The sequence below is a fragment of the Lelliottia nimipressuralis genome, assembly GCF_041464075.1.
Lineage (GTDB): Bacteria > Pseudomonadota > Gammaproteobacteria > Enterobacterales > Enterobacteriaceae > Enterobacter > Enterobacter nimipressuralis.
In genome coordinates, this window is the sequence record NZ_CP167172.1 from 4,410,928 (window position 1) to 4,429,943 (window position 19,016).

Consider the following 19,016-nt stretch of genomic DNA (forward strand, 5'->3'; position numbering starts at 1 on the left):
GCACTCTGAAGATAACGTTCAAACACTTCGATTAGACCGCGTGTTCTGCGAAACGTCACGGCGAGAAGTGAAATATACCCGAAAAAAATCTTGTCGAAGTATGACAGGTATGAGCAGTTATTATGCGCAGGAGCCCGCTCCCCGACAAGGGTGAGCGGGCATAAGTGCTGAATTTATGAGGATAAACCGTGGGATTTGCTCTCTGGCACGCGATTATTCAGCGTATCGTCGAGTTTTTTATGGTCCAGCTCTTTCACCCATTTCGCCACCACCACCGTGGCAACACCGTTACCCACCAGGTTAGTCAGGGCGCGGGCTTCGGACATAAAGCGGTCGATGCCGAGAATGAGCGCCAGGCCCGCCACCGGAAGATGCCCTACCGCCGAAATGGTCGCCGCCAGCACGATAAACCCGCTGCCCGTCACGCCCGCCGCCCCTTTCGAGGAGAGCAGTAGCACCACCAGCAAGGTGATCTGATGGAAGATATCCATGTGGCTGTTGGTCGCCTGGGCGATAAACACCGCCGCCATGGTCAGGTATATCGACGTTCCGTCGAGGTTAAACGAGTACCCCGTCGGAATGACCAGCCCCACCACCGATTTACGGCAGCCCAGTTTTTCCATCTTATCGAGCATGCGCGGCAGTGCGGATTCGGAGGACGACGTCCCCAGCACAATCAGCAGCTCTTCGCGGATGTAGCGGATAAATTTGAAAATACTGAAGCCCGTCGCGCGCGCAATACTGCCCAGCACCACGACCACAAACAGAATACAGGTGATATAGAAGCAGATGATCAGCTGGCCGAGCTGCACCAGGGTGCCGACACCATATTTACCGATGGTAAAGGCCATCGCCCCGAACGCCCCGATGGGTGCCAGGCGCATGATCATATTGATGATGCCGAAAATCACCTGCGAGAAGCTTTCGATTACGTTGAAAATCAGCTGCCCTTTGCTGCCCAGGCGATGCAGGGCAAAACCAAACAGTACGGCGAACAGCAGCACCTGCAGGATATTCCCGCTGGCGAAGGCGCCAATCACGCTGCCGGGAATGACATCCAGCAGGAAGGCGACGATGCCCTGGTCTTTGGCCTGCTCGGCGTAAACGGCGACGGCTTTCGCATCCAGCGTCGAAGGATCGACGTTCATCCCCGCGCCCGGCTGCACGACGTTGACAATAATCAGGCCGATAATCAGCGCAATCGTACTGACCACTTCAAAGTACAGCAGCGCCACCGCACCGGTCCGGCCTACCGCCTTCATGCTTTCCATGCCAGCGATACCGGTCACCACGGTACAGAAGATAACGGGCGCGATGATCATTTTAATGAGCTTAACGAACGCGTCGCCAAGCGGTTTCATTTGAGCGCCCAGTTCAGGGTAGAAATGGCCAAGCAGAATACCGATGGCAATCGCTGTCAGGACCTGAAAGTAAAGGCTTTTAAAGAGAGAGGTTTTCATAGGGTGTCCTTGGAAAGAAAAACCACAGGATTCTTATGGGTACAACTTTCCTGCGGCTTTAAAATAACACCCGTAAAACATGACAGAAATGAACTTAGATCAAATATGAAACATGAATGTTAAAAACTGTGTGCTGACTCGAACAAGCCAGCAACAAAGTTAGACATTTACGTAAGAATTGTCGCCCGTAAAGTAGCGTTTTTCGAACTCTTCCGCCGGAACGGCTCGGGCAAACAGGAAACCTTGTCCACTTTCGACACCCGCCTGCGCCAGCCAGTCGCGCTGGGCTTCAGTTTCGACCCCTTCGGCAATGACGTGCAGATTCAGGCTGCGCGCCATCTGGATAATGGCTTCCACCATGCTGCTGTCGTCCGGCAGGCCGTCAACGAAGGTTTTATCGATCTTCAGGACATCCACCGGCAGCGTTTTCATGTGCTGGAGCTGACGCAGACCGGCGTAACCCATGCCGAAATCATCCAGTGCAATGCGGATACCGGCGTTGCGCAGCGGTTTCAGAATCGCCACCGCTTCGTTCGGATCGTCGATGCGACGGCTCTCCGTCACCTCCAGAATCAGGGTGTCCGGCTTGATGCGGTAGCGGTTGATCAGCTCCAGCATCTCCGAAACCATCGTCGGATGCATCAGCTGTAGCGCCGACAGATTCACCGACAGCGGCATGTTGATACCGCGCTCCTGCCAGGCCGAAAGCTGGCGGCATGACTCTTCCAGCACCCAGTAGCCGACCGTCACCATCAGGCCGCAGGATTCGATGCGCTCAATAAGCCCCTCTGGCAGCTCCCAGGAGCCATCGGGCTGCATGACGCGCAGCAACGCTTCCGCGCTGGTGACTTCGCCCGTGGCCAGATTCACCTGCGGCTGGAGCCAGATCGCAAAGTGGTGATTATCGAGCGCCGTGAGGATATCGCTCTCTTCCGTCAGGCGCTGCTGCGCCTTTTCCATCTGCTCTGGCTCGAAGAACTGGATCTGATTTTTGCCTTTACGACGGGCGGTAAAGGCCGCCGAGAAGGCGCGGCGATAGAGTTGTTCCGCCGTCAGATCGCCATAATACATCGCCAGGCCAATGCTAGCGCTTGGGCGCAGCTGAATCCCCTGGATGGGCAGCCGCTCATTAATGACAGTGAGCACTTGCTGACCTAATGTGATGGCGTGCCACGGCTCTTTCACACCGTGGGCCAGAATCACAAAATCGTAGCCGCTGACCTGCGTCAGCACCATGCGCGGCGCCAGCACCGATTTGATCTTCTCCACCAGCGTTAAGAGCAGCATTTCACGCTGGCTCTCTTTCAGCACGCCCGCCGTGTCCTGCAGGGTTTCACAGGCCACGGCCATCAGTGCGGTGGTCTGCTGGCGCGCAACGGTCTGCTCCAGCAGGGCCATCAGGAACGCCTTATTCGGCAAATCCGAGACCGGGAAGCGGGTCGCGTTACTGTTGATTTCATCATGCTGACGCATCAGGCGCTGCTGATTGATGTTGTAGCTCCGCACCAGCATGCCGATTTCATCGTCGTGGTGCAGGCGCGGCAGGGCAAGCTGGTGTCCGACCTGGTCCTGCGGGGCGAGATTATCTAACTCACGGGCAATTTTACGCAGCGGATGGACGATCAGCCGGTTGATGCACCAGGTGAGCGCCACGGTCAGGATCAGCGTCAAAAGTAAGTAAGTAGTCACTAACGTGGAGATCCAGCTCATGACAAACTTATGCATGCGATAGGCATCTGCCTGCAACACCAGATAAGCCAACGGCTGCGGGTTCGCAGGGCGTTCGAGAGAATAGAGCGGGAGCGAAATCTGCACCGGCAGCTCAAACATCCGCATGATCATCATCGGCACCGGACGTTCGGGAATAAAGCTCATCCGCAACGCCTGGAATTGATTGGGCAATACCACATCCGCGCGGCTGACGATCCCCGCAGGCTGAATGCGCTTGATGATGGTTTCTGCTTCGGGGATATCCCCTTTGAGAATGGCGGCGGAAAGCGGTTCACGGACCGAGCGGGCAATACTTTCCAGTTGCGAAGCCGTGTTGTAGCGATTCTGCTGTACGGAATGAAACAGCAAAATGACGCAAAAGACGAATACAAACACCATAGTGACGGCTGAGACCATCGCCATTTGTTTGATAGTTAAAGAACGGCTGACACGCAAATTGACTCTCCACAAAACCCGAAGCATAGGGTAACAAAGTGTTACCCTATTCCCGGCAGAGTATACCCGATCGCGACGATTTTAAGAGAGCCTAAGCGGTGGATTAAAGATAAATCCGGTTACCAGTCCGCGTAAGGGATCAGCGGTTGCGGAGGCAGGTCCATATCGCCCTGCCAGCCCTCAGCCGAGTAGCGCACGTAAATTAACGCATGACTCGGGGTGTAATCTTTCGCCTCCTGAATATCAACGCCCAGACCGACAAACCAGTTTGAGGTCACGCGACGTTCGATAATCGCCCGCGCGGTATAACCGGTACCGGACGAGCTGCTGCCATTTTCCGGCTCTTTTTTGTCGGAATACATCAGGTTGTCATCGATATCGTAGTGATTATCTGGAATCAGTCCCTGAATCGGGTAACGCATCCCGTCTTTGGTTTTGGAATGCGACCAGGAGACCGACCCGCCCAGCTCCCATGACCAGTTTTCGGTGCGTTTACGCCAGGTGACCGGCAGCGCGAAGGAGACATACTCCTGCGGGCTGTAGTAGCCGCCCTGTCCCAGAGAATAGGCACTCAAATCTTTGTCGTAATGCCAGAGCATATTCGACACGCCCACCGTCAGACGCTCGTTGTTGTCGTTGATAAGCTTATAGTAATAGCCGGTCATCCAGCGAATACGCCAGTTATCCTCGACGTTTTTGCCCTGCAAAGCGTCCATATTCAGGCTTGACCAGACGCCGTTCGCTTCGCCTTTGTCGTAACTGACGCTGACGCCACCGCCGGTTGCGCGCACGCCGCCCCAGGTGGTTCCCGTGTTCGGGTCTTTTTGTCCGGCGAAAGCCAGCAGTGAGCTGGAGATCGGGCGACGATGGGCATTCAGGGTGTAACCGATCGGGCCGAGATCGTTGCTGTAACTCAGGCCGCCGACCACATCGACGACGTCAAAGCCCATCGGCGTGGTGCCGATGTCCATCTCCCAGGTTTTGTTCTGCCAGCCAACGGCCACGCTGGCGCCGTTTTGTTTCTGGCTGGTGTTGCCGCTACACGGCGTCTCGTAACAGGTACCCCATTTCGGGTCGTAGGTGCCGCCGTTGGTATCGAAGGAACCTGCGTCCATGTTCACCATGTCGCTTCGGAAGAACATCCGTCCGTCCGACAGCGGCGCATCCACGTGCAGCATGGTGGTGTGCGCTTTCAAGTCGGAATACCCGCCCGTACCGCTGGAACCCCAGTAGTCGTGCTGCAGCGTGACGTTCACATCCTGCTGCTTATAGAGATCCGCCGCATCGCTGCGCACGCCACGTTTCAGCCAGTCGTCTTTTTCGTCATTGCGCGTCAGACGGGTGAAGCTGTCGTTATCTTCAGGGCGCGACGGGGTGACGCCGGAGGCCACCATTGCATCTTTGTAGGTTTCCAGCGCCTGCTGCGGCTGGCCGCTTTGAGCCTGGAAGTTAGCCGCGTCGCGCAGCACCAGCGCGCTTTCCATCGACGGCGGCTGCGATTTGGCCTGCGGAATAATTTTGCTGTAGGTCTGCTGTGCGGCAGTCGTATCACCGAGATCGGCCTGCACCCGCGCGATACGACGCTGCGTGTTGATCGACGGCGCCTCACCATTCTGCCCGGCAGGCAGTTTGGCAAGCTCAGCGCGGGCGGCGTCTTTATTGCCTTGCGCGATATAGACTTCCGTCAGGCCGAGCAGGGCGTCAACATTTTGCGGTTCGCGCTGCAGGACAGTGTTGTAGGCCGCAATGGCCGACGTGTTATCCCCGCGCTGCTGTGCCCAGTCGGCCAGCGTTAAATCGATACGTGAGGAGGCAGGCTGCTGGCGCAGCAGCGTTTCGGCTTCCCGCTCCTGGCCGCTTTCACGCAGGCGATTGGCGGTTTCCAGCACCTGATCGCTTTGCAGGCGGTTAGCCAGTTCCTGAATGTTGCCGCTCCACTGCGCGCGCGGCAGAGTATTCAGGTGCGCAAGGGCCGCGCGATCCTGATTGTTACCCGAAAGATATAAGCCGTAGGCATACACCTGCTCCGGATCGGCCGGTTTTTGGCTGGCCAGCTGGCGCATAAGCGTATCCGCCTGGCTGTGCTGTCCGGCACTGTAGAGATCGCGCGACAGGCGATAGGTAATCCACACATCACCCGGCGAGAGCGCCAGACGGCGGCGCTGAATTTCCGCTGCCTGTGCAAATTTACCCTCGTTTTCCAGCTGTTCTGCCTGCTGAGATAATCTGTCGTTGGTCAGGCTGCGTTCGATATCGTCGATACTGCGACGCTGGCTGGCAGAGAGCGAACGGATAAACTGGTCGGCTTTTTCCGGCGATTCCGCACGGTAGATATTCGCCAGCCCGCGCACCGCGTTGCTGTTGCCGCTGTCCATCCGCAGGGCCTGGCGGTAGAAACGCTCGGCGGCGGCGTTGTCTTTGCGCGCTACGGCGGCATCACCCAGCCCAAGCACCGCGTAGCTGTCGGTGTTATCGATAGTGCGCGCCTGCTGGTAATAACGTTCTGCCTGCGCGACATTGCTGGCTTTCAGCGCGGCATCGCCCTGCTGGATCAGCAGCCAGTAACGGTTCACTTTCAGCAGACTGTCCCATTTCCCCCGGTTATCACTCTGTGGATCGAGGGCAATGGCTTTTTCCAACTGTGCAACGGCGCGGGCACGATCGCCGCGCTGGGAGTAGGCCTGGCCCAGCGCGCCTACGGCTTCGCTGTCGGTGTGATTGGCGTTTACCGCCTGCTGCAGGTCAGATACCGCTTTATTGCCCTGTCCTGCCTCCACGGCGGCCAGCCCTTCGGCTTTGGCGCGGAACGCTGGATCGGCCAGCTGTTTTTGCTGGGCTTCCAGCTGCGAGCGGGCGGCGGTAACGTTATCGCCCGCACTGAACACCTGCAGATAATCCTGGAGTGCTTTTACGCTGCCGGCGCTGACCGGCAGGTCTTTGATCTGCTGATACCAGATATCAGAGGCCGCATCGCGCCCGGCGTTCGATCTCGCCATCTGCCTGAGAACGGCAAAGCCCTCATCACGACGGCCGTTTTTGAATAACAGCTGGGATAACGAGTTCTGCAGCTCAGTGTTGCCAGGGCTGCTGAGGTTAATTTTTTTAAGCTGATTAATAGCCTCGTTGCTGCGGGCAGGATTTTTAGCCACCACGGTCCAGTATTCCGCCGCCAGAACGTCGTTCGGTGGATCGCCAGCGAAGATTTTATCGTAGGCGGCAATCGCTTCCTGGGTATGGCCCGTTGTGGCCAGCAGGCGCGCCTGCTGCAGATCCTGACGTCCTTCTGGGGTCGAGAGCAGCATCGCATTGCGCGACGCTTTATAGGCGCTGGAGCTGGGCGCAAGCCCTTTGAGACGGTCTAACTCTTTTTGCGCCCCGGCGTTATCACCCTGACGCAGCAAATAGCGGAAACGCGCGGCGACGACATCCGGATTGTTGGGATCGATCAGTTCAAGACGATACAACGACTGGCGAACCAAATCCTCGCGGTTGGTCGATTCGCCCAGGCGCACCTGTTCCAGCAGCTGTTGCTGCTGCGGAGAATTGGCGGCCTGCGCCAGCGGCATCAGCGTCAATCCAAGGGATAAACTGAGTAAACTTAATGAGAACTTGCGCATTCCTGGCCCCAGTCAGGGTGTAATTCACCCTTTGCGGTGAAACGAAAACGGTGCTGATCCCATCCTTGTCCAAACAGGGTCAGTACGTAGCTGTAATAGGCATCGTTACCGGGAAAATGGTCGGCGACACGCTGACGTTGTACCGCTTGTGCATCGCGGTTTTGTAAAAACGGCAGCAGTGAGGCGGAGAAACCAACCGGGCCATTCCCCGTGGTTTTACCGCTGGCGACATCGACTTTCTCAGGGGGTACGCCTTTTTTTGTTGTTAGCGTCGCCATGGGTTTAAAACGCGCCAGCAGTCGTGCTTTCTGCGGGTCCCGGTCGTGCAACATGCCTGCCCAGAGATAGACGCGAATCGCATCGTAACTGCCGATAAACGTTTTTTCTGGCTTCAGTTGCCAGCCCTTATTTTTTTGATATTGCACCCAGTCCGGTGAGAACCCTTTTGGCGCGGTTTCCAGCAGCAGGCGCAAATTGGTTTCACGAAGCGTAGTCCAGGGTGCGCCAAAGCGGGTGAAATAGTTCGCCAGCTGCGGCGGGAGATAGCTTGGGTTAAAGCGCCAGGATTTCTCTTCGGCAAAGCCGACTTTGCCAGGCAGCAGCATCAGCCCCAGGCCCGGCACTTTTACCACCTCTTCACTGGCGATGCGCTTGAGCAGCGCTTTCCCGGTGGCGGTGTACTCTGGCGCTTTCCACAGACGCCCCGCCTCCAGCAGCGACCAGGCAATCCAGATATCGGCATCCGACGCTGAATTGCTGTCGATCACCGCCCAGGCGTCTTTCTCTTTCATTCCCCACAGCCAGGCGGGAAGATGCTGGCTCAAATCGCCCTGCGCGAGGTTGTCGCGCGTCCAGCCGAGCAGGCGATCAAAGGTCTGACGATCGTTCGCCGCGAGGGCAAAAAACAGCGCGTAGCTTTGCCCTTCCGACGTACTGATTTTGCGCGCGTCACTGGGATCAATGACGCGCCCGCCTTCGCTGATATAGTCCTTTTTAAACTGCTCCCATGCAGGCCAGGTGCAGGCGGCGCGAACGTTCACCGCCGCCATTACCACCATAGCCATTACGCACCAGCGAAACCCTTTCATCACCGGTTACTCACGATCCGAATGCAGGCGACGACGGCTGATAATACGCAGCAGACGCCACATCACCCACGCGAGCAGCACGACGCTTATCGCCGCGAAGACTGCCAGCAGCACCGGATGGTTTGCCAGGGCATACCACATACGCTCGAACCACGGCAGATGGCCGACGTAGTAGACGTCACCCACGCGCAGGCTGTTCACGCCGGACTCACGGATCACCGCGACCGAACCAAACATCGCGGCGCGCTTACCGCTGTCATTCATCGCGCCATTCAGCAGCTCATACCCGCGCGGGCTGTCTGCCAGCAGGGCGATGACGCTGCGCTGATCGTTGTAAGGAGACTGGAAGCCGACAATCGCTGCCATCGGTCCCTGGGAGCTGATGTTGGTCTGAGCGCTCGCTTCGCGGTCGGCCATATCCGGCATGATGCTCGGGAAGGAGGTCTGGCGCAGCGGTGTGTTCACCCAGGACTCGGTCGCATGGACCAGCAGGTCGATACGTTTATCGTCTTTCAGCTTATCCGGGATGGTGCCAATGAGCATGATATCGGCGTCTTTACCCTGAATCTGGCTGCCATCATCCGTCAACGTGACGTTCAGCGCCGGTAAACCGGTTTGCGCGCCGACGGACGCCATCGCATCGAGCAGCGTCGCCACCTGGCCTTCGTTAGGTGTTTTTGGCATCACAACGATGGTTTCAGAGAGGTCGGCCATGCGGCTGAACGGGAAGCTGGCGTTAGCAAACGCGCGCAGATCCGGCAGGGCGATAAAGTGATAATACTTCGAGAAGTCGATGGTGGAGTCATCGCCGATGACCACATGATTCGCGACCGGCTGGAAGGTGATGCAGTTATCCACCGAGCCGCCAGGCATTGGGTTCATGTACTGGAAATCAAAGCGCAACTGGTTCACCGCCCCGAGTTTCAGCGCCGGAATGGAGACGTCTGTTTTGCCGTCAAGCAGACCCTGAAGTACCGGCAGACGCAGCAACAGCTTGTTGGTGTCCTGGCTGCTGGTCAGCGGGAAGGATTGCAGGAACTGGTTGTTCAGGCTGATATCCATGCGCGAGCTGTCTTTGGTTGGCGGCGCGGTATAGCGATAGTTCAGATTGATATCGATCCCGTTGCTGCGCAGGAGATAGAGATCCGGCGGCAGGTTCAGGGAGACGTTAATCGCAGATGGCTCAAGCCCGGTAGACTGGAGCTGCTCTTCATAGGTTTTCAGTTCGCCGAAGGTCACTGCGCGATCGGTGCGGATCCAGTTTGGCGCATCGTAAGGTTTACGCGCCAGCAGCGGTTTCACGTCGCCAATGGCGACGCTATTGCCACGGAACAGCACGTTCCCCTGGGCAATGCCTTTCGCCGCCTGGACCAGGTCTTTATCATCGCGACCGAAGACCACTAACAACTTCACATACGGTTTATCCGGATGATTCATCATTTCGACGGTCGGGCCTTTCACCTCAGGGTGATCGCGGAGGAACGCCGGGCGTTTGTCGTTGGTGGCAAACACGATAGCGTTTCTTTCCGGCAGCTTGTCGAACAGTACCGGGAAGCTCTGCCCGCGCCAGCCAGAGCGGGAGCCAAACCACGAGGTGACGATGGTCGCCGCCTGCTGTTGCGCCACGTCCGGTGAACCGGCAAACACCACCGGCAAGTTCAGCTCGCGGTTATCGCGTGGATCAAAGAACGGAATCGGGAACGCGGAAAGGTCATTTTTGACCGCCAGCGTCTGGTAAGTCATGTTCAGGGAGGAGTTACGACCGACGTCCATCCACAGGGTGCTGCTGGCCGGGTTTTCGCAGACGTCGCGATAGTGGCCGACAAACTCGAGGCGCACGCGGTTAAAGTCGGTGATAAACAGCGGGTTGATCGGCACCTGCGCCAGGGTTTTCTTGCCCAGCTGTTCTTTGGTGACCGGCAGTACGCCCATCAGCTCGTCATTGAGATAGACCTTCAGCTGGGACTGAACCGGCAGCAGGGACGGCGATGGGGTGTATTCCAGATTCAGCAGCGCGCTGGAGACCACTTCATCGCTGCGTATGCCAAACTCAACGCCACCGTTCGGGTTGATCCCGCGCAGGATCATGCTGCCCGGAGGCGGCGCAATCTGCGCAAACGTCAGCTTCACGTCACGCGACGGAACGTTATCCGCAACGATAGGCGCATTCGCACCGTTCACGCCCGGCATCACCTGGCCAACCGCCTGCGCGCCCGTCGGCGTTCCCGGCAGGGTGTTCCCCTCCGTTGGCTGATTAGGCACCACGTTTTCGGTTTGCCCAGGTGCTGCGGTAACCACCGGATCCGTCGCTTGCGCCACGACAGGCACCGTCGGCGCAGGGGTTTGCGTCGAATTTTCAGGCGCCGCCTGAGCCATCATTGCGGGCAGCGAACTCATCCCAACCGCCACAGCACATATCCAGGAAAGTTTTCTTTTCATCGCGTTATCATCATTGTTGAGCCATAACCGGGTCCGGTTGTTGTTTCGCCTCATCCCGCTCAGGGCGACGAGGGATAAACGACACCACCCAGGAAACCAGCGAGGTAAGTGAACGGAAAATTATTTTCACTGACGGCGGAGCGAATTCTGCAAGGTGGCGATAACCACGGAACCCCAACTTCAGAATATCCAGCAGACTTTCCAGCGGTTTATCTTCCGGGAAGCTATCCTGCCAGAGTGCCCACGTATCCGCGCGGGCAAATGTACACTGAACAAAATCAATATGTTGCTTCTTGGTGAGCGGCATCAGCTGCAGCCCGACTTCATTGCCCAACACACGCACAACCTGCGTCGGGAATACGTACTCCTGCTGGCCACGCTTGAGCAGCAATTTCACCTTCTGCCCCTCGAGCACTTTCGCCTGGCCGTTAATCTTGATGCCTAACCCCCCGTCGGAGAAGTCGTGGACGGTACAGGAGAAGAGATGGCCATCTTCACGGGCAATCGCCGCAGGCATGGAGATTTCGACGCGATGGGAGCGACGAACCTGTTTGCTCTCCACCGATACCGCCACCGCGCCGCCGAGAATGATCAGGTTGTAGAAGACCCATGCGAGGCTGACGAAGACCGTCAGCACTTCGTTTTCCGGGCCGTAGAAGTAGCGCCAGATCCCCACCATCACGCCGAAGATATTCAGCAGGACGAGGAAAATGTACGGGCGGGAGATCACCCAGTCGACGTACTCCTCCTCCACCAGCCCGCCTTTCGCGGTGACGTTGAATTTGCCTTTATGCGGGTTAATCAGCGCCACCAGCGTTGGCGGTGCGATGTACCAGGCCAGCACCGTTTCGTAGATTTCACTCCAGAACGAATGGCGGTATTTCCCTTGAATTTTCGAGTTAGTCAGGCTGGCGTGGATCATGTGCGGCAGAACGAACAGGGCAATCATCAGCGCCGGGGCAAAGATGATGTACGCGTGCAGCAGCAGGAAGGCCAGCGGTGCCGTCAGGAAGATCAGCCGTGGGATACCGGACAAGAAGTGGAACATGGCGTTGACGTAGCAGAGACGCTGCGCGAGCTTCAGCCCTTTACCCGTCAGCGGGTTATCGAGACGGAAAATCTGCACCATCCCGCGCGCCCAGCGAATACGCTGGCCAATGTGGGCGGATAACGATTCCGTCGCCAGCCCCGCCGCCTGCGGAATACGCATGTACGCCGAGGTGTAGCCGCGACGGTGCAAGCGCAGAGAGGTGTGCGCATCTTCGGTGACGGTTTCGACGGCGATACCGCCAATTTCATCCAGCGGTTTACGGCGAATCACCGCACAAGAGCCGCAGAAGAAGGTGGCATCCCACATGTCGTTCCCGTCCTGCACCAGCCCGTAGAACAGCGTGCCTTCGTTAGGCGTTTTGCGAAAACGCCCGAGGTTGCGCTCGAACGGGTCCGGCGAGAAGAAGTGGTGCGGCGTCTGCATCATCGCCAGCTGTTTCTCTTTCAGGAACCAGCCCATGGTCATCTGCAGGAACGAGCGCGTCGGGACGTGGTCGCAGTCAAAAATCGACACAAATTCGCCCGTGGCATACTTCAGCGCGTTGTTGATGTTCCCGGCTTTGGCGTGCTCGTGGGTAGTACGGGCGATGTATTTCACCTCCACGCTGTCGGCGAACTGGCGAAACTCTTCGCGTCCGCCGTCGTCCAGAATCCAGATAGTGAGCTTGTCTTTCGGCCAGTCGATACCGAGAGAGGCGTAAATGGTGTTTTTCACCACGTTCAGATCTTCGTTATAGGTCGGAACGAAAATATCCACCGTCGGCCACTGGGCGGTGTCTTTCGGCAGCGGAACCGGCTGGCGATTCAGCGGCCAGACCACCTGGAAATACCCCAGCACCAGCACCACCCACGCGTAAGTTTCCGCGAACAGCAGGACCAAACCGCAGGTCAGGCTCACCGGGTCATCCCAGTTCAGCGTCGAGGTATAGCGCCACCAGATGTAGCGGCAGGAGACGGTCAGGGAGAGCACAATCAGCATCAGCGCCGAGAAGCGCCCTGGAATACGCCGCACCAGCAGGGCCACGCCCCACAGCAGAATCAGGAAGATAAACTGCGCCAGCGGATTAAACGGCTGAGTGATACAGAGCAGCGCCAGAATGAGCGAGAAAACGACGATCACCCCGAGAATAAAACGCCGCAAGCCGGGATGCAGATGCCCCAGCTCTTTATGTGAATCGAGATGGCTGGTCTGGTCGCTGAAGCGCTCAGGCAGTGTTTCCAGCCACTGATGGTAACGCCCGCGCACGTTCTTAAAGCGACTGTACGTGCGCCAGCGCGGTTCAGTTTTTTCGCGTTTCGCCTGACTGACGATAAGCCATAACGCCTGAATCGCGTAGCGCGCCGGATCGAGAGGGCGCGGGCGGTCAGGATCGAGATGTGGGTAAAGCTCGCGATGGCGCGCGCGAATCCGCTGCCAGCGCGGATGTTCGAGTGGGATAAACATCCAGGCCAAAATCACCCAGAAGCAGCCCAGCGCAGCGCTAAAGGCAGACGCACCGTGACGGCGATAGTTCCGGTAGCGCTCGCTTAAGCGCGCGCTAACGGGCCGGATGAGGAGCGCATTGGACAGCCGGCTCATAGGCCTCTCCCGGCAGGCTCCGGGCGTCCGGTATAGTGCAACAGGCACCAGTTCGCCAGAGTGAGGATCTCTTCCGCCGCCAGAGAATCGCTACGGTATTCGCCGAGCGGCTGTTTGGATGCCATGCACTCGGCGATGGCTTCGTCGCGATGAATGACCATCGGCAGCAGACGACGCTGGCTTTGCAGCCAGACCTGGTAGAGATCGTCCTGAATTTGGCTGTTCAGACGTAAATCGTTGATCAGAATATGCGCTCCGTTCGGGAGCACCTGCTGATGCAGGCGAACATGGCAGTTGGCATCCGCGTTCACAATCGTCAGCGTGTGATCGCAGTGTTCGATTAACTGGCGGGTGAGCGGTGAGAAGCCGCTTGGGAGATCGAGCAAAATCCACTGGTAGTGGCTTTTTTCCTGTAACAGCTGCAATGCATCGGCAAAATAACCCAGCGTGCCATAGCGGGTGTAAATGGACTCTTTTTCGCTGGCGGTCAGCTGGCCGAACGGCAGGATATCGAGCTGCGACGTGTAACGTTGTGCGGTGTCTCGCCAGTCGCGACCGTCGAGCAACGCCCGCGCCCAGCCATCAGAAGTGTCAAAGTCAACGTTAAAAGACATCCGCAGCAAATTATCGGGACAGGCATCAATTACCAGTACCGATTCGCCTAATATCTGTAATGACCATCCCAGCGCTGCTGTTATTGACGTCGTGCCAACACCGCCACGAATGCCCTGTAATCCAAGTATGGCCATCAATGGCTCCCTTATTGTTGACGGGCAAATTCAGCTAATAATGGCCAGCGTTTAATCGCCGCAGCCAGCTGTTCTCGCTGTGAAATATCGGTGTAGTCTATTTCAGGCAATGAGAAAGCCTGGCTTAACGCCAAAAAATCATTTTGGAATGTGTACCCAAGGCCAGAATCAACCGGCGTTGTTGGTTCGTTATTATGCATTTTAGTTTCATTCCTTTATTAATTCTCAACGAACAACAGAGGTAGTTGCACGGCTTCCTGCCTGCGAAAATTCATTCATATGCTAAATCTGATGGTCTTTAATTTCAATGTTAGGTTTATTTCTGAGCTTTCGCTAGTAAACTGAGATACAGGTAAATTAGTCGCGAAGAGGGACACCGTGAACCCCATATTTTCAGTTGGTATCCAGTCATTATGGGATGAATTGCGCCACATGCCAGCCGGCGGAGTCTGGTGGATCAGTACGGACCGCAATGAAGACGCTATTAGTCTTGTGAATCAAACAATTGCAGCGCAAGAGAAAAGTGCCCACGTTGCTGTGGTGACCATGGGCGAGGACCCCAAAGATATCATCAGCCTGAGTAATGAACAGGGGCCGGATAAAGTGCGTCTGTTTTCCATGCCAAACCAGGAAGATGGTCTATACTTTTTGCCCCGCGACATTCAATGCAGCATCGATCCTCATCATTATTTACTGGTGCTTAAATGCGCGAACAATACCTGGCAAAATATACCCACAGAAAAATTGCGAGTCTGGCTGGAAAAAATCAATAAATGGGTGCGCGATCAAAATTGCACGCTGCTGGTGATCAGTCCTGGTAGTAATAATGATAAGCAGTTCTCATTTTTAATGAGTGAATATCGTTCCCTGTTTGGTTTGGCCAGTACGCGCCATCAGGCCGACAGCCATCTTTACGATATTGCGTTCTGGTGCAATGAAAAAGGGGTGAGCGCCCGACAACAGCTGACGCTGAAGCATATTGCTGGCGAGTGGCATGTCGCCCAGCAGGAAGAAACCGTCGTTCAGCCACGAAACGATGAAAAACGCATTCTGAGCCACATCGCTGTATTAGAAGGCGCCCCTGCCCTCTCTGAATATTGGTCTTTGTTCGAAACCAACGAATCGCTGTTTAATGAAGCCCGCACCACGCAGGCCGCGACGATTGTCTTTTCGCTGACGCAGAATAACCAGATTGAGTCGATAGCCCGACAGATCCACACCCTGCGCCGCCAGCGCGGCAGCGCACTGAAAATCGTGGTCCGTGAGAACAACACCAGCCTGCGCGCCACCGACGAGCGCCTGCTGCTCGGCTGCGGCGCAAACATGGTGATCCCGTGGAACGCCCCGCTTTCTCGCTGCCTGACGCTCATTGAAAGCCTCCAGGGTCAGCAGTTTAATCGCCACGTCCCGGAAGAGATCTCAACGCTGCTCTCCATGACCCAGCCGATGAAGCTGCGCGGCTACCAGAAATGGGATACGTTCTGCGACGCGGTGAGCAACATGATGAGCAACACGCTGCTGCCGGCAGACGGTAAAGGGGTGATGGTCGCGCTGCGTCCGGTTCCGGGTATCCGTATCGAGCAGGCGCTGACGTTGTGCCGCCCGAACCGTACCGGGGATATCATGACCATCGGCGATAACCGCCTGGTGCTGTTTTTATCCTTCTGTCGCATCAACGACCTGGATACCGCCCTTAACCACATTTTCCCGCTGCCAACCGGAGATATCTTCTCCAACCGCATGGTCTGGTTTGAGGACAATTTGATCAGCGCCGAAATTGTGCAGATGAAACAGCTGCAGCCGGAACAATGGGGCAAACCGCTGCTGGTCGCGAGCGACAGCAAACCGGTGCTGAACGCCACCCACGACGGACACGTTTGGCGTCGCGTCCCTGAGCCGCTGCGTTTGCTGAGTGATGCAGAGGAGAGAGCATCATCATGAACAACACTGACATTATTCAGCTCGTGATCCTGTGCGCGATCATCTTCTTCCCACTTGGCTACTATGCGCGCCATTCATTACGCCGTACCCGCGATACGGTAAGACTGCTGTTTGCAAAACCTCGCTATGTAAAACCAGCTGGAACACTGAAACGGGCTTCACACGTCAAGGCAAACCGAAAACATGACTAATTCTACCTATACTGCTTCGGCACCTTCGCCGCTTTGGCAATACTGGCGCGGCCTGTCCGGCTGGAACTTCTATTTTCTGGTGAAATTCGGCCTGCTCTGGGCGGGCTATTTGAATTTCCATCCGCTGCTTAACCTGGTGTTTATGGCATTTTTGCTGATGCCCATTCCGAACCTGAAGCTGCACCGCCTGCGCCACTGGGTAGCGATACCGATTGGTTTCGGGCTGTTCTGGCATGATACCTGGCTTCCAGGCCCGGATAGCATCATGAGCCAGGGCTCGCAGGTGGCGGGCTTTAGCAGCGATTACCTTCTCGATCTGACCGAACGTTTTATCAACTGGCAGATGATTGGCGCCATTTTTGTGATGCTGATTGCATGGCTGTTCCTCTCCCAATGGATCCGCATCACGGTGTTCGTGGTGGCGATTATGATCTGGCTGAACGTCCTGACGCTGGCAGGCCCGAGCATCTCCCTGTGGCCAGCCGGTCAGCCAACAGAAACCGTGACTACCACGGGCGGCAGCGCCGCGCCGACAGTTGCCACCGCCGGAGATACGGCCGTGATCGGGGATATCCCGGCGCAAACCGCGCCACCGACCTCCACCAACCTTAACGCCTGGCTGTCCAGCTTCTATAACGCGGAAGCCAAGCGTCAGACGAAATTCCCGGCGTCACTGCCTGCCGATGCGCAGCCGTTTGAACTGCTGGTGATCAACATCTGTTCCCTCTCCTGGGCCGATGTGGAGGCTGCAGGTCTGTCGTCGCACCCGCTGTGGTCGCATTTCGATATTCAGTTCAAAGATTTTAACTCGGCCACCTCGTACAGCGGCCCGGCGGCGATTCGTCTGCTGCGCGCCAGCTGCGGTCAGCCGTCGCATAAAAATCTGTATCAGCCTGCGGGCAATCAGTGCTACCTGTTCGATAACCTCGAAAAACTGGGCTTTACCCAGCACCTGATGCTCGGCCATAACGGTATCTTTGGCGGCTTCCTGAAAGAAGTGCGCGAGAACGGCGGGATGCATGCGCCGCTGATGGACCAAACCGGTCTGCCGGTGCCACTGCTGGGCTTTGACGGTTCACCGGTGTATGACGACACCGCCACGCTGCAACGCTGGCTGCAAACGGTCGGGAAAGAGGAAAACACCCGTAGCGCGACCTTCTACAACACCCTACCGCTGCACGACGGTAACCACTATCCTGGCGTGAGCAAAACGGCGGATTACAAAGTTCGTGCGCAGAAGTTCTTCGATGAGCTGGATGCGTTCTTTACCGAACTGGAAAAATCAGGCCGTCGGGTGATGGTGGTTGTGGTGCCAGAGCACGGTGGCGCGCTGAAAGGCGACAGAATGCAGGTCTCAGGCTTGCGCGATATCCCAAGCCCGTCCATCACCAACGTGCCCGCCGGGATTAAGTTCTTCGGCATGAAAGCACCGCATCAGGGTGCGCCAATCGAAATCACCCAGCCGAGCAGCTATCTGGCAATTTCCGAGCTGGTTGCGCGTGCGGTAGACGGGAAGTTGTTTGTGGAAGACAGCGTGAACTGGAATCAGCTCACCAGCGGTCTGCCGCAGACGGCGGAAGTGTCTGAGAACGCGAATGCGGTAGTGATTCAGTACCAGAATAAGCCGTATGTACGGTTGAACGGTGGTGATTGGGTGCCATACCCGCAGTAAGGTTCAGTAACTCCCCTACCCTGACGACTCTCCACACAGGAGAGCCGCCGGGGTGGGGAGATCCGTTCTACTGTCCCGCCACCCACACCAGCATCTTCAGGCTCGCCGAGTAATAGTCATCCTTCGCCGTAATCTCCGGCTCACTCATCGCCTGCCCCATCGTTAAATCCCTTACCGCCAGCAGGCCACCTTCCATCATGTACGGCGCATAGTCGTTGGTCGTGACATTGACCCAGGCCGGGGTTTGCTCGCGACTGAACTGACCTAACCAGCTGCGCCACGGCGTGAGCTGCGGGCTTTGTGGATTAAACCAGTGCACATACAGCGGGATGCGGATCGCATCGTAGCTCATGCGCGGTGGCCACGCTTTCGCGGGCGTCAGCGTGCCGTCTGCGGCCAGAGACACCCAGTCGGTCGGCAGATTGGCCTTACCGCTTCCCATTTTCCCGAGCAGCGTTTGCCCGTCTTTGATCAGCTCGCGCCACACCTGCAAATGGCTGCGGTCAGCGAACGCCTGCCAGGCGGGGAAGATAAAGTACGACGGATTGAGGATCACTTCGCTGTTGAGGTTAAACCCCTGCGCGCCCGGCAACATCACGCGCTGGCCCGCGTAGCGAATCACCGTGTGGGCCACCAGCGCTTTGGTAATGGCATCCGAGGCGGTGCTGTAGCCTTTGTCATGCCAGCGGGCGTCGGCTTTTAACAACGCCCAGGCGATCATCGTATCGCCATCGGTGGCGTCGTTTTTGTCGGTGATCGGGTCCGGCTCGACGGGGTTGTAGCGCCAGTAAAACAGGCCGTTCTCTTTATTTTTTAGAGTCCTGTCGGTCCACTGCCAAAGCTTATCAAACGCCGCTTTGTCGTCGCTCGCCACCGCCATCAGCATGGCGAAACCTTGCCCTTCCGTATGGGAAACGTTGCCATTTCCGGTATCGACAATGCGGCCATCCGGCATTAAAAAGCGCGCTTTATAGCTCTCCCAGGCCTGACCGGCCTGAGAAAAAGGCGAAAAACAGAGACTCATCATGACCGCCAGTGCGGCGCATGCAGGCTTTCTCATCATT

Annotated in this window: 12 protein-coding genes; 3 read left to right on the forward strand and 9 right to left on the reverse strand. The window is 57.0% G+C overall.

The genetic code is table 11. The features are described 5' to 3' along the window. Positions 1-173: 173 nt before the first annotated feature. The 8 genes from dctA to bcsR form a co-directional block, all read right to left on the reverse strand. Entirely contained in the window at positions 174-1,460 is a 1,287-nt protein-coding gene (dctA, locus tag ACB496_RS21205; protein WP_100778496.1) for a C4-dicarboxylate transporter DctC, read from the reverse strand. A gap of 159 nt (positions 1,461-1,619) precedes the next feature. Then, complete coding sequence (hmsP, locus tag ACB496_RS21210) at positions 1,620-3,626, reverse strand: biofilm formation regulator HmsP (protein WP_371973676.1); 2,007 nt, start codon at positions 3,624-3,626, stop codon at positions 1,620-1,622. 119 nt (positions 3,627-3,745) lie between these two features. Then, positions 3,746-7,243, reverse strand: a complete 3,498-nt coding sequence (bcsC, locus tag ACB496_RS21215; RefSeq protein ID WP_371973678.1) for a cellulose synthase complex outer membrane protein BcsC — start codon at positions 7,241-7,243, stop codon at positions 3,746-3,748. Further along, a complete protein-coding gene (gene bcsZ / locus ACB496_RS21220) occupies positions 7,225-8,331 on the reverse strand; it encodes a cellulose synthase complex periplasmic endoglucanase BcsZ (RefSeq protein WP_248860316.1) in 1,107 nt (368 codons plus the stop codon). The genes bcsC and bcsZ overlap by 19 nt, the downstream gene beginning before the upstream one ends. Before the next feature lie 6 nt (positions 8,332-8,337). Next, entirely contained in the window at positions 8,338-10,770 is a 2,433-nt protein-coding gene (gene bcsB, locus ACB496_RS21225; protein WP_100778491.1) for a cellulose biosynthesis cyclic di-GMP-binding regulatory protein BcsB, read from the reverse strand. 10 nt (positions 10,771-10,780) lie between these two features. Next, complete coding sequence (gene bcsA / locus ACB496_RS21230; RefSeq protein WP_371973680.1) at positions 10,781-13,399, reverse strand: UDP-forming cellulose synthase catalytic subunit; 2,619 nt, start codon at positions 13,397-13,399, stop codon at positions 10,781-10,783. Continuing rightward, positions 13,396-14,148 (reverse strand): cellulose biosynthesis protein BcsQ, encoded by a 753-nt coding sequence (gene bcsQ / locus ACB496_RS21235; RefSeq protein ID WP_100778489.1) that lies wholly within the window; start codon positions 14,146-14,148, stop codon positions 13,396-13,398. The genes bcsA and bcsQ overlap by 4 nt, the downstream gene beginning before the upstream one ends. Before the next feature lie 11 nt (positions 14,149-14,159). Further along, positions 14,160-14,348, reverse strand: a complete 189-nt coding sequence (gene bcsR / locus ACB496_RS21240; RefSeq protein WP_100778488.1) for a cellulose biosynthesis protein BcsR — start codon at positions 14,346-14,348, stop codon at positions 14,160-14,162. Between the two features lie 178 nt (positions 14,349-14,526). Here bcsR and bcsE point away from each other — a divergent pair, with 178 nt between their 5' ends. The 3 genes from bcsE to bcsG are packed head-to-tail and all read left to right on the forward strand — an operon-like array spanning position 14,527 to position 17,952. Continuing rightward, entirely contained in the window at positions 14,527-16,089 is a 1,563-nt protein-coding gene (gene bcsE / locus ACB496_RS21245; protein ID WP_102105270.1) for a cellulose biosynthesis c-di-GMP-binding protein BcsE, read from the forward strand. Continuing rightward, a complete protein-coding gene (gene bcsF / locus ACB496_RS21250; RefSeq protein ID WP_100778486.1) occupies positions 16,086-16,280 on the forward strand; it encodes a cellulose biosynthesis protein BcsF in 195 nt (64 codons plus the stop codon). Before bcsE ends, bcsF begins: the two co-directional genes overlap by 4 nt. Further along, the gene (gene bcsG, locus ACB496_RS21255) at positions 16,273-17,952 is read left to right on the forward strand and encodes a cellulose biosynthesis protein BcsG (protein WP_102105269.1); all 1,680 of its coding nucleotides are present in this window, start codon (positions 16,273-16,275) and stop codon (positions 17,950-17,952) included. Before bcsF ends, bcsG begins: the two co-directional genes overlap by 8 nt. Before the next feature lie 67 nt (positions 17,953-18,019). Here bcsG and ACB496_RS21260 read toward each other — a convergent pair whose 3' ends face one another. Next, positions 18,020-19,012: a glycosyl hydrolase family 8 gene (locus tag ACB496_RS21260; protein WP_371975266.1), complete on the reverse strand. Its 993-nt coding sequence runs from the start codon at positions 19,010-19,012 to the stop codon at positions 18,020-18,022. Between the last annotated feature and the right edge of the window lie 4 nt (positions 19,013-19,016).